General features: G+C 42.5%; 15 protein-coding genes, 1 rRNA gene and 1 riboswitch. Of the genes, 14 read left to right on the top strand and 2 right to left on the bottom strand.

All coding sequences use genetic code 11. The annotated features are described in order from the left end of the window. Window positions 1–385 precede the first annotated feature (385 nt). Together AC4E8C_RS20475 and AC4E8C_RS20470 are read left to right on the top strand one after the other, a co-directional pair. A complete protein-coding gene (locus AC4E8C_RS20475; RefSeq protein ID WP_490208469.1) occupies window positions 386–1042 on the top strand; it encodes a 5-bromo-4-chloroindolyl phosphate hydrolysis family protein in 657 nt (218 codons plus the stop codon). Continuing rightward, window positions 1039–2220, top strand: a complete 1182-nt coding sequence (locus AC4E8C_RS20470) for a toxic anion resistance protein (RefSeq protein WP_490208468.1) — start codon at window positions 1039–1041, stop codon at window positions 2218–2220. The genes AC4E8C_RS20475 and AC4E8C_RS20470 overlap by 4 nt, the downstream gene beginning before the upstream one ends. A gap of 181 nt (window positions 2221–2401) precedes the next feature. Here AC4E8C_RS20470 and AC4E8C_RS20465 read toward each other — a convergent pair whose 3' ends face one another. Then, entirely contained in the window at window positions 2402–3193 is a 792-nt protein-coding gene (locus AC4E8C_RS20465; protein ID WP_490208467.1) for a M15 family metallopeptidase, read from the bottom strand. Between the two features lie 212 nt (window positions 3194–3405). Continuing rightward, a riboswitch (cyclic di-GMP riboswitch) is annotated at window positions 3406–3490 on the top strand. Window positions 3491–3543: 53 nt separating this feature from the next. On the opposite strand from AC4E8C_RS20465, the gene AC4E8C_RS20460 reads away from it, so the two are divergent. The 11 genes from AC4E8C_RS20460 (at window position 3544) to AC4E8C_RS20410 (ending at window position 15817) form a co-directional block, all read left to right on the top strand. After that, window positions 3544–3708 carry a hypothetical protein gene (locus tag AC4E8C_RS20460; RefSeq protein ID WP_490208466.1) on the top strand — a complete coding sequence of 55 codons (165 nt, stop codon included), beginning with the start codon at window positions 3544–3546 and terminating at the stop codon, window positions 3706–3708. 385 nt (window positions 3709–4093) lie between these two features. After that, on the top strand, window positions 4094–4237 hold the full coding sequence (locus AC4E8C_RS20455; RefSeq protein ID WP_490208465.1) for a hypothetical protein: 144 nt from the start codon (window positions 4094–4096) through the stop codon (window positions 4235–4237). Window positions 4238–4740: 503 nt separating this feature from the next. After that, window positions 4741–6426, top strand: a complete 1686-nt coding sequence (locus AC4E8C_RS20450; protein WP_490208464.1) for a serine hydrolase domain-containing protein — start codon at window positions 4741–4743, stop codon at window positions 6424–6426. A gap of 27 nt (window positions 6427–6453) precedes the next feature. Beyond that, window positions 6454–8529, top strand: coding sequence for a glycoside hydrolase family 3 protein (locus AC4E8C_RS20445; RefSeq protein WP_490208463.1), 2076 nt, complete (start codon window positions 6454–6456; stop codon window positions 8527–8529). Window positions 8530–8575: 46 nt separating this feature from the next. Continuing rightward, on the top strand, window positions 8576–9829 hold the full coding sequence (locus AC4E8C_RS20440) for an exo-beta-N-acetylmuramidase NamZ family protein (protein WP_490208462.1): 1254 nt from the start codon (window positions 8576–8578) through the stop codon (window positions 9827–9829). A 249-nt stretch (window positions 9830–10078) separates the two neighbouring features. Further along, the gene (locus AC4E8C_RS20435; protein WP_490208461.1) at window positions 10079–10981 is read left to right on the top strand and encodes an ABC transporter ATP-binding protein; all 903 of its coding nucleotides are present in this window, start codon (window positions 10079–10081) and stop codon (window positions 10979–10981) included. A 1-nt stretch (window position 10982) separates the two neighbouring features. Further along, entirely contained in the window at window positions 10983–11720 is a 738-nt protein-coding gene (locus AC4E8C_RS20430) for an ABC transporter permease (RefSeq protein ID WP_490208460.1), read from the top strand. Between the two features lie 6 nt (window positions 11721–11726). Further along, window positions 11727–12854 carry a sensor histidine kinase gene (locus tag AC4E8C_RS20425; protein ID WP_490208459.1) on the top strand — a complete coding sequence of 376 codons (1128 nt, stop codon included), beginning with the start codon at window positions 11727–11729 and terminating at the stop codon, window positions 12852–12854. Continuing rightward, window positions 12851–13453 (top strand): response regulator transcription factor, encoded by a 603-nt coding sequence (locus tag AC4E8C_RS20420; RefSeq protein ID WP_490208458.1) that lies wholly within the window; start codon window positions 12851–12853, stop codon window positions 13451–13453. Before AC4E8C_RS20425 ends, AC4E8C_RS20420 begins: the two co-directional genes overlap by 4 nt. Window positions 13454–13717: 264 nt before the next feature. Then, on the top strand, window positions 13718–14524 hold the full coding sequence (locus AC4E8C_RS20415) for a UTP--glucose-1-phosphate uridylyltransferase (RefSeq protein ID WP_490208457.1): 807 nt from the start codon (window positions 13718–13720) through the stop codon (window positions 14522–14524). Between the two features lie 15 nt (window positions 14525–14539). Beyond that, the gene (locus AC4E8C_RS20410; RefSeq protein WP_490208456.1) at window positions 14540–15817 is read left to right on the top strand and encodes a UDP-glucose dehydrogenase family protein; all 1278 of its coding nucleotides are present in this window, start codon (window positions 14540–14542) and stop codon (window positions 15815–15817) included. A gap of 33 nt (window positions 15818–15850) precedes the next feature. Here the strand turns inward: AC4E8C_RS20410 and AC4E8C_RS20405 are convergent, their stop codons facing one another. Beyond that, complete coding sequence (locus tag AC4E8C_RS20405) at window positions 15851–16468, bottom strand: LysE family translocator (protein ID WP_490208455.1); 618 nt, start codon at window positions 16466–16468, stop codon at window positions 15851–15853. Window positions 16469–16830: 362 nt separating this feature from the next. Here AC4E8C_RS20405 and AC4E8C_RS20400 point away from each other — a divergent pair. Then, window positions 16831–18380 (top strand): 16S ribosomal RNA (locus AC4E8C_RS20400). Window positions 18381–18538: the final 158 nt, after the last annotated feature.

Raw genomic sequence — 18538 nt, 5'->3', positions numbered from 1 at the left:
GAAATTCTAATGGCAAAAAAATGGTGAAGAGGCAGGTGATCGCTGGAAAGAACAGCTGTGCCAAGCACTCTCGCGAATAACCAAAAGTGGCAGAGAGGAGGTCATCCTTTCTGCCACTTTTTTTGTTTCTACTTTCACAAACGGTGCCTGACACCAATAACACCATTGTCACCATCCGCAGCCTGCAAACAATAATAAAAAATACGTCTCAGGTCCTAGAATTCTTTCGGTTTGTGGTCTATGGCAGGCAGGAGTTTTTTCGTGTATTGTGGAAGTAATAAATGGAAATTATTTTCTTTTACGAGGTTTTTTTCAACTTTATGAAACATTCCTATACTATTTCTCGTATGAATAGATAGTTACTTAAGTCAGGAGTCGATTGATTATGAACCCGATTTTGTCATTTATTATTCGCTCGTTTGTCGCCGTACCGATTACCGTGCTTACTTGGCTGATCTGCTATATTCCATTGGATTTCACTTTTTGGGGGGCCGCCCTCATTGCCCTGTTTGGTGGATTTCTTACCCATGTGGTCCTGGCAATCGCGATGAACACCAGCTATTTAAGAAAACACCAGCTAACAAGAAAAGAATACCGCTACATAAAGAAAAACCTAGCGGAAGCCAAACAGAAAATCAATCGTTTGAATAAAAGCATCTTCAAAATACGTGATATTGCTTCTGTTAAACAAAGAATTGACATTAACAGGATTATTAAAAAGATCCATAAGATGACCATGAAGGAACCGAAGCGATTTTACCAAGCCGAGGAATTTTATTTTTCTCATTTGGACTCTATTGTCGAACTAACTGAGAAATACAGTTTCCTTTCGTCACAACCGAAGCAAAACAGCGAAATGGGTCAGTCTCTGATAGAAACACGCAGAACCTTAAACGAAATGACTAAGGTATTGGAAGAGGATTTGTATCATGTGATATCCGATGATCTGGATACATTAAATTTTGAAATTGATGTCGCAAAGCATACGCTTAAAAAGAAAAAAGAGGCTAAATTCCCTGAAGAAAATAGGTGGCTAAAATGAGTGAAAACAATAATCCCGTTCAACTGAACAAAGGTGGAAATTTATTAGATGATATGCTTGCTGATCCATTTGGTGAACATGTGGAACCGGCTAAAAGCCCAGTAACACAAACAGGCGAGGTACGGCCGGTTAAGTTAATTGATGTGATTCCCGAGGAAAACCGCGCGAAGGCCTATCAGTTAGCTGAACAAATTGATCCCACTAACCACCAGGCGATGATTGCCTACGGTACCCAAGCACAAGGAAAGCTGTTATCATTCTCGCATACAATGCTAGAGCATGTTCAGAAACAAGATGTTGGCGAAATAGGCGATATCATCAATGATTTAATGAAGCGGTTAAATGATGTCAATCCGGATGAATTAAAGGATGGTAAGCCATCCTTGTTTGCACGTATGTTTGGAAAAATCTCCGGCTCCCTCCAAGAAGTCCTTTCAAAATATCAAAAAACAGGGGCGCAAATTGACCGGATTAGTGTGAAACTCGACCGCAGTAAAAACGTACTTTTATCTGATATCAAGTTACTTGAACAGCTGTACGAAACCAATAAAGAATATTTTCACGCCCTTAATATTTACATTGCAGCTGGAGAAATCAAGTTGGAAGAGATGCAGACTAAGACCATTCCTGAACTGAAAAAAGCTGCTCAAACAACCAATGATCAAATGAAGTTCCAAGAGGTCAATGATATGATCCAATTTGCTGACCGTCTAGATAAGCGTCTGCATGATTTGAAACTAAGCCGGGAAATCACGATTCAAAGTGCACCGCAAATCCGCTTGATTCAAAACACAAACCAAGCACTTGTGGAAAAGATTCAATCCTCAATCATGACGGCTATTCCATTATGGAAAAACCAAGTGGCCATCGCGCTGACCTTAATTCGCCAGCGCCATGCGGTGGAGGCACAGAAACAAGTATCGAAGACAACAAATGAGCTCTTATTGAAGAATGCAGAAATGTTAAAAACGAATACGATTGAGACGGCAAAAGAAAATGAACGCGGCCTCGTCGATATTGAAACATTAAAGAAAACACAGGAAAGTTTAATTTCTACATTAGAAGAAACGATGCGGATTCAAGAAGAAGGCCGTCACAAACGCCGCCTCGCCGAGCAGGAATTAGTGAACATGGAAAACGACCTGCGCCTAAAACTTCTAGAAATAAAAGGGAAATAAAAAAGCGTGCAGATTGGTGAATTCCAAAGCTTAAGTCTAGGACAATGCCAATCCAGCTTCTATTGAACCAAAAAGGGACGACCTTGCTGCCTATTGTGGCGGCAAGGTCGTCCTTCTTTTATGTTGTAGCATTCAGTAGCCAACTTGGGAATAGTGTAAAGGGTGTCAGGCACCATTTCTACTATCTTTTATTTGTTTTGTTTACTTGGATGGTTTCGAGGTATTCCTCGAGGGTGATGTCCCGGCTCATGATCTGTTTGGCGATGGTTTTTCCTACGTATCGGAGGTGCCATGGTTCGTATTGGTATCCGGTGATGGCGTCTTTTCCTTTTGGATAGCGAATGATAAATCCGTATTTAGCTGCATGATTCTGGAGCCATTCAGCCTCTTCTGTCCCTTCGAAACACTCCTCGGCTGCACATGTCCCGTCGCCACCGGTTACATCAATGGCGAGGCCTGTTTCATGTTCACTTGTTCCCGGTATGGCACTATAGGTACTAGCCAATTTGTAGCCATCAACCGTAACATAATGATTAAACAATGCTTTTTGAGCGGAATGGGAGCGGTACGCAGATACCCCGAGCAGATCCACTCCATCCCGCTTAGCTGCAGCAAATAATGTTTCAATCGCCTCAGCCGCCTTCATCCGCAGCTTTCTCTTCTCGGAGTTCTCTTTAAAAATAAATGGGATGTCCGGATCGATCAAATCCTTGGGTTCATAACTCTCAGGTAATTTATTTACCTTATTCACCAAAACAGGAATCACTTCAGGATGGGAGACTACGTGAATGCTAGTTTCAGTTCGCACCTTTTTAATACTTTTACTTAAACTAGCGGTCTTATCAGCCTGAAGATTTGGAGAAAGATTGGCTCTAATTCCATCGTCGTGGGCAAAATGATTTTGCCACCCACATCCAGCTAACGAGAATGTAAGTATGATGATCCAGCAGCTAAGTAAACACACTCTTGACATAGTTAACTTCCTTTTTTTAAAGATTCTTTATCTATCTATTAGGATAGACACGTTTCAGGACTTTAAAACATGGAGAAAAATAATCCTAAAACAAGTAAAAAAATAGGTTTTCAATTAAAAAAAGAGGGTAAACACTACTAATAAGATTCTGGGTCGATTGACACTTTTCTTTTATTCATTGGTTGCTTATATTTTTTATAAACACATAAATCGTATCGAAACGGCAAAGCCATTGAAAAATGGTGACGCAAAACTAAAGGGGCTAAGGTTTAAAAACGATGCTCGCCAGTTACCGAACACGACTAACTCCTGCGATTTATGTTAAAGCCACATTTGAGGAGGTTTTTCATGTGTTAAAAATGTTAATGAAGGGTAAATATTATTATCATGTGTTTCAATACCGCCACAATGAACTTTTGCAGCAGGATTGTTTGTGTGAAGATTTGCGAATGAAGTTAAAGGTGAAGGCTACCTATCATAGCAGTAAAGCAGTTGAAATGGGTCTAAGAATGTAATCGTTATAAGTTTATAAAGGAAAATGCCTAGGTTATACAAGTAACCTAGGCATTTTCGCATTCATGTATGTTAGTATCAAATTTTTGGACAAAGTTACAATTTGAACAGGCTCGTCCAATCAATTTTTTCGTCTCCTGATGTACATAATAGATCTCTTCTAACCCACAGACAGGGCACTCAATAATATGGAAAATTTGACGTTCTCCCAGCACGGCATCTAACAATAATTCAAAGTACACCAGCTCGTCCCCCCATCAATCATTTCATAAAAAGCATAGCAAATGTAAAAAGTAAAAATAGAAGAAAGTTGTCGGTTGATATAAGAATGTTTTCGACATAAAACTTGTGTTACTGGTTAAGATAAAAGGAAAAGGTGGGTCATTTATGAAAAATAATGTGGATGAAACGAGCGAAGGATTAAATCAAATCTTTGAAATAATAAATGCTAAGGGAGATGTCGGGGAACTGAAAGAGATTGTGGAACCTAACACCCAGTCCAACCCATCTAATTCGGACATGCCTAAATAGCAAAAAATTGGACCTAGAACTTTACTTCTAGGTTCTTTTTATGAAGAAATGTGGAAAAGTTGTGGGTAATTCACTGCTGATTGGGGATTACTTGATAATAAATGTGGACAATTTTAGTAAATGTGTGGATAAGTAGTTTACTAATAGAAAACCCTTTCCGAAACCTCAAGTTATCCATAATAACTGTTAATAAACTTGTGGATAACACTAAAAAACTGTTAGTAACTTAATAAATTATGTGGATAACACTGTGAATTAATCAATCAAGGAAAGAAAAAGACTAGGTCTTTTGAAACGACGCGAGTGACCATTTTAAAAAATAATCATAAAGTCATAATCCTTTTTACCTGAAAAATGAGAATATTTAACTGTATTAGGCTTTTGGTGGTATATACAACTATACCTTAATTCTTATATGCTTTTAATAGGTTGTAAGCGCTTTTCAACATCATACATAAAAAACCGCCTACAATTTAATTCTAACCATCATATAAGGAGGAATTATGAAAAGGAAAACGATGATCATTACGACGGTTTGCACGTTTATGGTCGGTGCATCAAGTGTGTTTGCGAATAGTGACGCGCCGATAAGTCCAACGATTGAAGTAAAAGAAAAACACAATTCTTTCTCATCACAGAAACCACACCCAGTATTTACATGGAATTCGACCAAAATTCCTGTTACTAGTGTGCTTCATCCCAGCTCTGCTAGAGGGGCAGGAATGGTAGACGCCCCGCTTCAGCAAATTGACACGATTATGAATAACTACATTTCCCAAAATCTTTTTCCTGGTGCTGTCGCTTTTGTCGCAAGGGGCGGGAAAGTGGTTAAACAAACCGCCTATGGCCATTCAGCCCTCTATACTGATGGTAAGTTTACGGAAATGGAAAACCCAATTGCGATGCAAGAGGATACGATCTTTGACCTTGCATCAATCAGTAAAATTTTCACTTCGGTTGCGGCCATGCAGCTGTTTGAACAAGGACTATTTAAACTTGATGACCCGGTTTCGAAGTATATTCCTGAATTTGCTGCTAACGGAAAAGAACAGGTTACGATCCGCCAATTACTAACCCACACATCAGGATTTACATCATGGATTCCGTTATATTCCCAAGGAAGCTCCCGGGAAGCTCGTTTGCAGCTCGTATTTAAACAAGGATTAGCTCACCCGCCAGGCACGAATTATGAATATAGCGACTTAAATATGATTACAGTTGGAGCATTGGTTGAGAGGTTATCCGGTCAGCGTCAAGATGAATATGTAAAAGAACATATTACGGACCCATTAGGAATGAGGGACACCATGTATAACCCGCCGGCATCCTTGAAAGAGCGGATTGCTGCGACGGAGTATCAGTCAACGCCAAACCGCGGTCTAGTTTGGGGCCAAGTACATGATGAAAATGCCTGGTCACTTGACGGTGTAGCCGGACATGCCGGTGTTTTCTCAACGGCCGAAGACTTAGCGAAGCTGGCCCACATTTTCATCAATGACGGAAAGTATGGCGGAAAAAGCATTCTGAAGCCGGAAACTGTCAAACTATTACTTGAGAATCAAAACCAAGCCTTCCCTGGTGATGACCACGGACTTGGCTGGGAACTTGGACAAGGCTGGTACATGGATGCATTATCTGAAGGAACCTATTCATTTGGACATACTGGTTACACGGGAACGTCCATTGTCGTGAGTCCTAATAACAAAACCATTGCCATTCTATTAACCAACCGCGTTCATCCAAGCCGGAATATGGGCTCAATTAATGAGCCAAGAAGATTGTTTGCACGGCAGGTCGCTGATGCCATTCCTGTTTCGATCCCTCGCGGTGACTCCGCTTGGTTTGCAGGGTATGGTGATAAGCTCAACAGAGTTATGGAAAGTGACCTTAACCTAAAAGAGGACACAGCATTATCATTCTCCACTTGGCACATGATTGAATATGAATGGGATTTTGGCCGGGTAGAAGCATTAATCGACGGCACTTGGAAGGAATTGGACAAGTTTACTGGAACAAGCGACGGCTGGGAGAATATCAACCTGACTATTCCAAAAGAGGCGTCCAAGCTTCGGTTTGTTTATAAAACCGATGGAACGACCAACAGCCGCGGCTGGTATGTGCTGAATCCAAAACTGGGTACAGAAAAACTATCATTTACCCAAAATGAGTGGCAGTTAAGAGATTATTAATTTTTTTATAAAAAAGGGGAGAAGAGCATGAGGAAGATTGTTAAGGCATTAATGACATCGTTTTTGGCAGTGGCACTCTTGATTACGGGCGTTCCTTTTAGTCAAGCTTCAGCCGCAGCAAAAGTCAATGATTTGGTGATTGACCTAAATGTACCTCAAGTCACAAGAGACGTTCAGGATCAAAAACTTCAACTAAACGCTTTGCATGTGTATGAGGATGGTCAATTTAAGCTGGCATCCGAGGATTTAACTTGGAAATCGTCCAATAAAAACGTAGCTTCTGTCAATCAAACCGGGGAAGTTACATTATCCGGGCATAATGGAAAAACTTTTATTAAAGTCAGCGATGGCAGAAATTCTGACCGCATTGCAATTCAGTATAAAGGAAATCAAGACAAGGTCTTGGTTGAAAAAGAAACAGGTGCACGCTATGACTTGATTGGCATGGCGATTAAGCAGATGTCTATGGAAGAAAAGGTTGGACAAATGCTTATGCCGGACTTCCGCACTTGGAAGGGTAAAAACGTTACGGAAATGAATTCCGAAATTGCCCAGCTTGTCAAAGATTATCATTTGGGAGGCGTGATTCTGTTTCGTGAGAACACCGTCACAGCCGACCAAACAGCCAAGCTGGTCAGTGCTTATCAAGACGCTGCTGAAAAATACGGAATGTTGATTTCGATAGACCAAGAGGGCGGAATCGTCACACGTCTTCAAACTGGAACTAATTTTCCTGGCAATATGGCTCTTGGGGCAACTCGATCCGAAGAGCAGGCGGAAAAGGTAGGAAAAGCCATTGGGGAAGAGCTAAATTCACTTGGCATTAACATGAACTTTGGTCCGGTACTGGATACAAACAATAATCCAGATAACCCGGTCATTGCGGTTCGTTCCTTTAGTGAGGATCCAGAGCTAGTCGCAACATTAGGAAAAGCCTATATTAAGGGGCTTCAAGAAACAGGGACAGCATCAACGGCGAAGCATTTTCCAGGTCATGGTGATACAGCGGTTGATTCACACGTAGGACTGCCAGAAGTACCGCATGATATTGATCGTCTGAAAAAAGTAGAATTATATCCATTCCAACAAGCAATGGATGCTGGCATTGATGCCGTCATGACAGCACATGTTACATTCCCGAAAATCGATGGCACCAAAGCAATTTCAAAAAAGGATGGAACAGAAATTGCCATTCCAGCCACGTTATCTCATAAAGTAATCACGGGTCTTATGCGTGAAGAAATGGGCTATAAAGGAGTCATTGTAACGGATGCCATGAACATGGGCGCCATTGCTGATCATTTTGGGGCCGTTGATGCCGCCATTCGTGCCGTTCAAGCAGGAGCCGATGTTCTATTAATGCCAGTGGGCATTGTTGAAGTTGCCAATGGATTATATGATGCCGTTAACAAAGGGGACATTTCGATTGAACGAGTGAACCAATCTGTGGAGCGGATTTTAACACTAAAATTAAACCGGACCATTATGAAGCCTGAGGCAGGTCAGAGTCTGGATGAGAAAGTAGCCAATGCGCTTAAAGTAGTAGGTTCAGCTGAACATAAACAAGTGGAGAAAGAAGCAGCAGCGAAATCTATCACACTTGTCAAAAATAGCGGTGTCCTGCCGTTGAATGCGGCGAAGGGTGATAAGATTGCTGTCGTAGGGTATGCGAACTATTATGTCGATTCCCTCGTGGCTGAGGTCAAAAAACATCATGATAACGTTACTTATATTAATACGCAAACAAAGCTGACTGCTGCCCAATTGAATCAAATTAAAGATGCTAAATATATCATTGTAGGAACCTATACTTCCAGCGTTTCCGGAAGAGCACCAAGCGCAGGTCAAATGGTGATGACCAACCAATTGATCGAGGAACTAAATGCACCGGTGATTGCGGTTGGCATCAGAAATCCGTATGATGTCATGTCCTATCCAAATGTGGATGCGGCCCTCGTTCAGTATAGCTTCAATCCGGCTAGCTTTGAAGCATCCGTTAATACAATTTTTGGCGAAAATAACCCAACTGGCAAGCTGCCAGTCACGATCTACAACCATGATGGCAGTGTATTATATGGATTTGGACATGGACTAGGATTTTAAATCAAGATTTGGACGGATTATTCAAAAAAATGAGGGAGGGGTATTGATGAAAAAAAAGTGGCTCAGTGGTGTGCTTGTGTTACTGCTTGTCCTTTCAAGCGTCACAGCAGCAGTAGCTAAGAACAATAATGAAAAGAAAAGTGGGAAACTGCGGTTAGGTGTGGAAGTTTTACTAAAGGATCGAATTGATTTAATTAAAGGGAAACGAGTAGGATTAATTACCAACCCTACTGGTGTTGATCAAGAACTTACTAGCATCGTAGATTTGCTGAGTACTAACCCGAATTTCAAGCTTACAGCATTATATGGACCAGAACATGGTGTCCGCGGCAGCGCTCCAGCGGGTTCATATGTGGAGTCCTATATTGATGAAAAAACAGGTGTTCCAGTTTACAGTCTTTATGGAGCAACTAAAAAACCAACACCTGAAATGTTAACTAATGTGGATGTCTTGTTATTTGATATTCAAGATGTCGGAACGCGTTATTACACGTATATTTACACAATGGCCTTAGCCATGGAAGCAGCGAAAGAGAATAACATCCCGATTATCGTGCTGGACCGTCCGAATCCTATCAGCGGGGCCAAGGTAGAGGGCCCAATCTTAGAGGATAAATATTCTTCCTTCGTTGGTGAATTCCCGATTCCTGTCCGCCATGGGATGACGGTTGGCGAATTAGCCCAGTTATTTAATAAGGAATTTAATATTGGCGCTGATTTAACGGTTGTTAAAATGGAAGGCTGGAAACGCAGCATGTATTACGATGACGCTGATTTACAATTCGTAATGCCGTCACCGAACATGCCAACTTTAGATACCGCATTAGTTTATCCTGGTGCCTGCTTAATTGAAGGAACCAATGTTTCTGAAGGACGCGGAACGACCAAACCATTTGAATTGATTGGTGCACCGTTTATCAATGGTGATAACCTGGCAGCGAAATTGAATGCTTACCACTTACCAGGGGTAACCTTCCGCGCCGCTTCGTTCATACCGTCAACATCGAAGTTTACCAACCAATTAAGCAATGGGATTCAAATTCATGTCACGAATCGCAACTCCTTTAAGTCGTTCGAGACCGGACTGTATATTGTAAAAACGATTCATGATATGTATCCAGACAAATTCCAGTTCCGTGCACCAAACAGTGCAGGCATTTCCTTCTTCGATAACCTAGTTGGCAACGGCTCCATCCGCGCCGGCATCGAAGCAGGCAAATCAGTCGAAGAAATGAAAGCTGATTGGCAGCCAGCACTAGACAAATTTATGGATGTCCGTGAAAACTATCTTCTTTATTAACAGTGACTTTAATGGTGCCTGACACCAAAAGTGTACATCTGTATTTCTAGGGTGGACAATGCGCTGCGTGTCTGGCTAGCAGAATCAATGAAGGGACCTTCCAATCGGGAGGTCTCTTTTTTATGCCTTCCTTCGGTTTAAATCACCATCAAAATGACATTTGTCACCTTAGAATGGTGACAATGCTTACTAAAAATGAACTCCACCGCATCATACAATAAAAGCAAGAAAGCAGGAGGTGTTCGCAAGATGAAAGAAATTTTATCAATTAAGAACGTGACAAAGTCATTTCAACATAAAACCGCAGTTCAAGAAGTTTCATTTTCGATAACAAGAGGTGAGATCGTAGCGATTCTCGGACCGAATGGGGCAGGAAAAACAACGACGATCTCGATGATTTTAGGGTTGCTCAAGCCAACAGCAGGTGAGATTCTGTTATTTAACCAACCACCCCATGAAAAACAAGTCCGGGAAAGAATCGGCGCCATGCTTCAAGAAGTCAGTGTTATGCCCGGCTTAAAGGTTCGCGAAATTCTTGAGCTTATCAGCAGCTATTACCGGCAGCCACTTAACATGGAAGAACTGATCAAGCTAACTGGTCTAACGGAGCAAGATCTAAAAACTAGGGCGGAAAAATTATCAGGCGGACAAAAACGGCGCTTAAGTTTTGCCTTGGCACTAGTGGGAAATCCGGAACTAATTATTTTAGACGAACCAACTGTTGGAATGGATATTACGTCACGGAATCGCTTCTGGGAAACCATCCATCATTTGGCTGACCAAGGTAAAACGATTATCTTCTCGACCCATTATTTGCAGGAAGCCGATGATGCTGCCAATCGAATTTTACTTTTTAAAGATGGCTCGATTGTGGCCGATGGAACGCCGGCTCAAATCAAGGCGCAAATTTCGAAGCAGTCAGTGTCCTTTATCGTTGACCCGGATAGGTCGTTAGAAAACCTCTATCTCCACAGCGAGATTGATGATATTTATCGAAAAAATAACCGTGTTTATGTCCAGACAAATAATACCGACCGTGTATTAGAACTACTTTTTCAAGAAAAAATGGGTGCCCGTGATATCCAAATCGAACATGGGAAATTAGAAGAAGCGTTTGAGCAGCTAACAAGCGGCACAAAGGAGGCTATATAAAATGAACACCTTTAAAATGCAATGTAAATATGAAATCATCAGGGTCTTGCGGAATCGCTATTTTGTCTTTTGGTCGTTGGTGATGCCGATTATCTTCTATTATATATTTACTAATTTAGTGAATTCTGATGTGCCGAACAAGGCGGAGTGGCAGGCCCACTATCTTATGTCGATGACCGTATTTAGTGTCATGGGATCATCAATGATGACGTTGGGGATTCGCATGGTACAGGAGCGCTCTCAAGGATGGTCCACCTATATCCGGATCACCCCGCTTTCTGACACAGTTTATTTTGCCGCGCAAATGATTGGTCAAAGCGCGATACATCTCCTTTCCATAACGGTTATTTTCATCGCCGGTGCACTGATTAATGATGTATCACTAGCCGCAGCCGAATGGGTGATGAGCGGCATTTGGATTCTGCTCGGCTCCCTGCCATTCCTCGCCATTGGAACGGTTATCGGGATGATGAAAAAAGTAGAAACGGCTGCAGGAGTTAGCAATGTGATTTATATGGTTTTAGCTGTATCGGGGGGATTGTGGATGCCGCTTGAGGTGATGCCAAAAATGATGCAATCCATTGGCAAATGGCTTCCTTCTTATAATTTTGGTAACGGTGCGTGGGAGATTGTCCGCGGCAACATGCCTGATTGGAAAAATATTCTGATTTTAATATCTTATCTGGCCGTATTCATGCTACTATCGAAATATATTAGGAGAAAAATAGAAGTGGCGTGATGCAATGTGAAATGGTCGGTCTTTCCTAGACAATTTGGATTTTTCCCCTTTATCTTTCTCATCTATATAGGGTTTCCGATTTTCTATTTAACGAAAGAAACAGGGTTGAAACAGCTGTTAGGCTATGGGATGGTTTTGCTCTTTTTAATCACCTACCGGCAGCTTTATTTTTCGATGGGAAAAAGAACTTTCACCTATTGGTTAGCATTACAACTGGCGATTGTGTTTATTTTCAGTCTGTTTTACCATTTAAACTACACGTTTATGGGATTTTTCCCGGCAAACTTCATTGGCTGGTATCGCAATAAAACAGCATTTAGACGAGGGTTGTTCTGTTTAACCGTCATCGAAATCCTCCCGTTCATCGTCCATATCATGCGTACGAAAATGTTTTTTACGCCAGGAGAACTGATTTATTTCGTCCCATTCCTCATCATTATGTTGATTTCGCCGTTCGGTATCCGATCAATGAATCGCCGTATGGAGTTGGAAAAGGAACTTGACCAAGCCAATCAGAAAATTGAAGAGTTGGTTAAGCGTGAGGAGCGGGTGCGGATTGCCCGGGACCTCCATGATACGCTTGGTCATACCCTTTCTCTTTTAACATTAAAAAGTCAGCTTGTGCAGCGGTTAACAACGGTTGACCCCGAACGGGCCCGGCTCGAAGCAAAGGAAATGGAAGTCACTTCTCGTGCAGCACTCAAGCAAGTTCGTGAGCTCGTGACAGATATGCGGGCGGCCACCATAGCGGAAGAACTTCTGCAGGTTCAGCAAATTTTACGTGCTGCCGGTATTACTTATCAATACGATGGAGATATGAATTTTTCTAGTGTTTCACCATTTACACAAAATCTAATCGGGATGTGTGTACGAGAGGCAATAACGAATGTTGTCAAACACAGCCGTTCCACCCATTGTTCGATTTCAATCAAAATATTATCTGAAAAAATGATGATTGTGGTTCGCGACGATGGCATGGGGGTACCGAAGAATCAGCTTTTTGGTAATGGTTTAAAGGGGATCGGGGAAAGGCTTGCATTGATTGAAGGCGAGCTGACCCTTTCCAATCATAACGGTGCAGTGTTAGAAATGTCAGTGCCGATTATTCAAAAGGCAGGGGGGACTGCGGTATGATCAAATTATTCATTGCGGAAGATCAACGAATGTTATTAGGTGCGCTTGGCTCTCTGCTTGATTTAGAGCCAGATATGAAGGTAATCGGCCAGGCGATGAACGGGAAAGAGGCGCTGGATACCATTCTTTCACTTGAACCAGATGTTTGTTTGATGGATATTGAAATGCCGGGGATGAACGGACTTGAGGTAGCAGAGGAGCTTACTCGCAAGTCAGCATCCTGTAAAGTCATTATTTTAACAACGTTTGCGCGTCCGGGCTATTTTGAGCGGGCTGTCAAGATTGGCGTGCACGGCTATTTGCTGAAAGATGGGGAAATTGATGAGTTGGCCGATGCGATTCGAAAGGTGGTGGCGGGGAAACGAGTGTTCAGCCCGGAACTCGCCTTTAACGTGATTCGCGAGGAAAATCCATTGACACCGAAAGAACAAGAGATTCTAAGATTAGCAGCCATAGGGCGAACGACGAAAGAAATCACTTCTGAACTCTACCTATCATCTGGCACCGTCCGTAACTACATCTCCGAAATCATCCACAAACTTGATGCCAAAAACAGAACCGAAGCCGCCAGCATCGCCGAGAAAAAGGGGTGGCTCTAGGTAGGTGTCAGGCACCATTACATACATTACGGTAGTGGAAATGGTGTCAGGCACCATGAAAATAATAAAATTTTGAGGTCCCATTTTAGTGGGGCCTTTTTTGTTTCTAAAAAGGAAAATTCCTATATTCATTCATGCCCCCTTAAAGTCCGCCGCTCTATCCCTGCTGGATCACGACTCATTTAGCGCCCTTTCTAGGATGGACAACCTTCCTCTCCAACCGTTTAGGAATAAATTAATACTAGTTCACAAGGAGGGAAGGACATGGTACGAAAGGCAATTATTCCTGCCGCTGGATATGGAACAAGAACTTTACCTATTACAAAGGTTTTGCCAAAAGAGATGCTGCCAATTTGCGGGAGGCCTGCAATTGACTACCTTGTCGAAGAGGCAATTAAGTCAGGTATCGAGCAAATTTTAATAGTAGTATCAAGGTCAAAGAACATGATTCTCGATTATTATGATCGATCAGTGGATCTAGAAAACTATTTAGAAGAAAAAGGGAAACAACATTTACTAAAAGAAATTGAGCTTCCAAATGTCCATTTTCAATATGTTCGACAATCATATGCACGCGGCTTAGGAGAGGCCATTTTGCTTGGCAAACATTTTGTGGGCAATGAACCTTTCGCTGTCATGCTTCCCGATGAAATTATTTTGTCCGACCAGCAGCCGCCATTACATCAATTGATCGAACAGTTTAAGAAGCAAAAGGGGAATGTGGTCGGAGTTAAAGAAATGGATCCGTCTTTGTTAGCAAACTATGGTGTGATTGAACCTGAAGTGCTAACGAATAAGGCATACATCATCAAAGATATCGTTGAAAAACCGCAGGAATCACCGCCGTCGAATTTGGCTGTGGTCGGAAGATATATTTTTGAACCAGAAATTTTTCGCTATCTGGAAACCATCAAACCTGGAGTGGCAGGAGAAATTCAACTGACAGATGCGATAAAGGCGATGGCCAAGGATTATACAAGCTATGGAATGGAGATTGAGGGGCAAAGCTTTGATATAGCGAAAAGCTCGGAGTATGTCAAATTGATTAATTATCTGTGTGGACCTAACTAAGGGGGATGAAACAAAGTGAAAATTTTGATCGTCGGCACAGGGTATGTGGGGACGACGACTGGCCTTATTTTTTGTGAAATGGGCCACCAGGTAACAGGGTTAGATCTTGATTCTAACAAAATTAAAGCCTTGCAAGCAGGGAAACTCCATTTCTTTGAACCCGGCCTGGAAGAATTACTTAGCAAGCACGTCGAAGCCCAGACTATCACGTTTACACAAAAAACAGAAGAAGCTGTAAAAGAGAATGATGTTATTTTTATATGCGTTGGCACTCCACAGGATATGGATGGAAGTGCAGATCTCACTTATGTAAAAAATGTGGCTGAATCCATCGGTGCCTTTATGAATCGCTATAAAGTTATTGTAACGAAAAGTACGGTGCCAGTAGGGACAGCAGAGTTAGTGACAGGCTGGATCAACGCGAAGCAAAATACCCCCATCCCGTTTGATGTTGTCAGTAATCCTGAATTTCTCCGGGAAGGTTCAGCCCTTCACGACGCCTTGAACCCTGATCGAATTGTGATTGGAACCACTAGTCCAACAGCTCGAAAAATCATGCGAGAGTTATACGAGAATTTTACCTGTCCTATAATTGAAACCAATCCTAAAGCCTCCGAAATGATCAAGTATGCTGCAAATTCCTATCTTGCTACAAAAATCTCCTTTATTAACGAATTAGCAAGGGTTTGTGATGAATTAAACATCAATGTAAATGATGTTTCAACGGGGATGGGGTTCGATCACCGAATTGGACCGTATTTCCTCCGTGCTGGAATGGGATACGGAGGTTCCTGTTTTCCAAAGGACGTCAATGCATTAATCAAAACAGCCAAGGACCTTGGGAAGTCACTTTCCATTTTGGAAAATGTTGTGAAGGTGAATGCAGAACAGTCACTTTATTTAATAGAGAAAATGAAAGCAGCGTTTGGCGGTCATTTGAAAAATAAGACCGTTGCTGTCCTCGGATTAGCTTTTAAAGCCAATACTGATGATATAAGGGAGTCGCCTAGCCTGCGTTTAATTGAACAGTTGCGAAAAGAACAAGTGCAAATTAAGGCGCATGACCCTATCGTAAAATTGGGGGCCGCATATCAATATAAGACAATTGAAGAAACCGTTACGGAGGCGGATGCGATTGTGCTTTGCACGGATTGGGCTGACTATCGAAATCTCAACTGGGCCAAACTAAAACCGTTACTTACCATGCCATTTATTATTGATGGAAGAAATGTGTTAGATAAAGGGAAACTCGAAGATATAGGATTTCATTATATAGGAATTTCCAATCATTAACGGACGAAAAAAAGAGCTCGAATGTGAGCTCTTTTATTTTTGCGATTGCAACACTAATTGCAGACCCAAGCCAATATAAATAGTTCCGACTACTTTACCTTGCCAACGGGCAAACTTGCTATTTTGTTTAGAAAATAACTTTTCTCCAATCGAACTAGTAATGAATGCTAGGAGTGTGGTATACATTATGCTCATTAAGACAAAGGTGAGTCCTAGAATTAATAACTGATAAACAACTGGAGTCCCGTCATTCTTAACAAATTGTGGTAAGAAGGCTAGGAAAAATAGAGCCGTTTTCGGGTTTAATAACTCGATTAATAAGGCCTGTCGAAAGGACACGACAGAAGTAGTCTGTTTTGTTTTAGGCACCGTTTGTTTTTTTGATTTTTCCAAAAGTGACTTGATTCCTAGAAAAATTAAATAAGCAGCACCTAAATACTTTATAATTTCAAATGCAAGTGAGGATGTCATTAAAACAGCGGAGAGTCCAAGAACAGCTGCTATTGTATGAATGAAATCGCCGACGGCAATCCCAACACCCGTAATAATCCCTGCTCTTCGGCCGCCTTTAGCCGTTTGCGTAACGGTTAATAGGACGGCTGGTCCGGGGATTACAAACAAAACCAATACAACTAATATAAATGAAAGCATTTATCTCTCTCCTAGGAAAAAGTATTAGCACTATTTTATCATACTATTTTGAATATTGCTTAGGTAATAACGGAAGATAAATTTGTTAGGGTATAAACAGTAAAGAATACTATTCTCATAATAATTGTTGACATTCCTATTTGAGGGTGATAATATATAAAAGCTGTCACCGAAACTATTAACCTTTTAAAAATAAATGTTAAATAGTTATTGACAAAGATAATGGTAATTTGATATAATTTAAAAGTTGTCTCATCAAATTGTTCTTTGAAAACTAAACAAACAAAAACGTCAACAAACAATAATATTAGTTTCGTATGAAACTAAGCCAACGTAACATTTATGAGCTAATCAACTCATCTTCATTGGAGAGTTTGATCCTGGCTCAGGACGAACGCTGGCGGCGTGCCTAATACATGCAAGTCGAGCGGACTTTCAAAAGCTTGCTTTTGAAAGTTAGCGGCGGACGGGTGAGTAACACGTGGGCAACCTGCCTGTAAGACTGGGATAACATCGGGAAACCGATGCTAATACCGGATAATCCTTTTCCTCTCATGAGGAAAAGCTGAAAGTCGGTTTACGCTGACACTTACAGATGGGCCCGCGGCGCATTAGCTAGTTGGTGAGGTAACGGCTCACCAAGGCGACGATGCGTAGCCGACCTGAGAGGGTGATCGGCCACACTGGGACTGAGACACGGCCCAGACTCCTACGGGAGGCAGCAGTAGGGAATCTTCCACAATGGACGAAAGTCTGATGGAGCAACGCCGCGTGAGCGATGAAGGCCTTCGGGTCGTAAAGCTCTGTTGTTAGGGAAGAACAAGTACCGGAGTAACTGCCGGTACCTTGACGGTACCTAACCAGAAAGCCACGGCTAACTACGTGCCAGCAGCCGCGGTAATACGTAGGTGGCAAGCGTTGTCCGGAATTATTGGGCGTAAAGCGCGCGCAGGCGGTCCTTTAAGTCTGATGTGAAAGCCCACGGCTCAACCGTGGAGGGTCATTGGAAACTGGGGGACTTGAGTGCAGAAGAGGAAAGCGGAATTCCACGTGTAGCGGTGAAATGCGTAGAGATGTGGAGGAACACCAGTGGCGAAGGCGGCTTTCTGGTCTGTAACTGACGCTGAGGCGCGAAAGCGTGGGGAGCAAACAGGATTAGATACCCTGGTAGTCCACGCCGTAAACGATGAGTGCTAAGTGTTAGGGGGTTTCCGCCCCTTAGTGCTGCAGCTAACGCATTAAGCACTCCGCCTGGGGAGTACGGCCGCAAGGCTGAAACTCAAAGGAATTGACGGGGGCCCGCACAAGCGGTGGAGCATGTGGTTTAATTCGAAGCAACGCGAAGAACCTTACCAGGTCTTGACATCCTCTGACACTCCTAGAGATAGGACGTTCCCCTTCGGGGGACAGAGTGACAGGTGGTGCATGGTTGTCGTCAGCTCGTGTCGTGAGATGTTGGGTTAAGTCCCGCAACGAGCGCAACCCTTGTTCTTAGTTGCCAGCATTCAGTTGGGCACTCTAAGGAGACTGCCGGTGACAAACCGGAGGAAGGTGGGGATGACGTCAAATCATCATGCCCCTTATGACCTGGGCTACACACGTGCTACAATGGATGGTACAAAGGGCAGCAAAGCCGCGAGGCCTAGCCAATCCCATAAAACCATTCTCAGTTCGGATTGTAGGCTGCAACTCGCCTACATGAAGCCGGAATCGCTAGTAATCGCGGATCAGCATGCCGCGGTGAATACGTTCCCGGGCCTTGTACACACCGCCCGTCACACCACGAGAGTTTGTAACACCCGAAGTCGGTGGGGTAACCGTAAGGAGCCAGCCGCCTAAGGTGGGACAGATGATTGGGGTGAAGTCGTAACAAGGTAGCCGTATCGGAAGGTGCGGCTGGATCACCTCCTTTCTAAGGAATATGCAGTCCTTGTGGACTGATAAAAGTTGACCGCTTTTTGTTTGTTTAGTTTTGAGGGAGCAATTCTCTCAATGCACAACATTCGTTCTTTGAAAACTAGATAATCGTAAGAAGAAGCAAGAAAACATCGAGTAATCGCCATTTTAGTT

The organism is Neobacillus sp. SRL179 (assembly GCF_984799095.1).
This window is presented reverse-complemented; position numbering and strand designations above follow the sequence as displayed.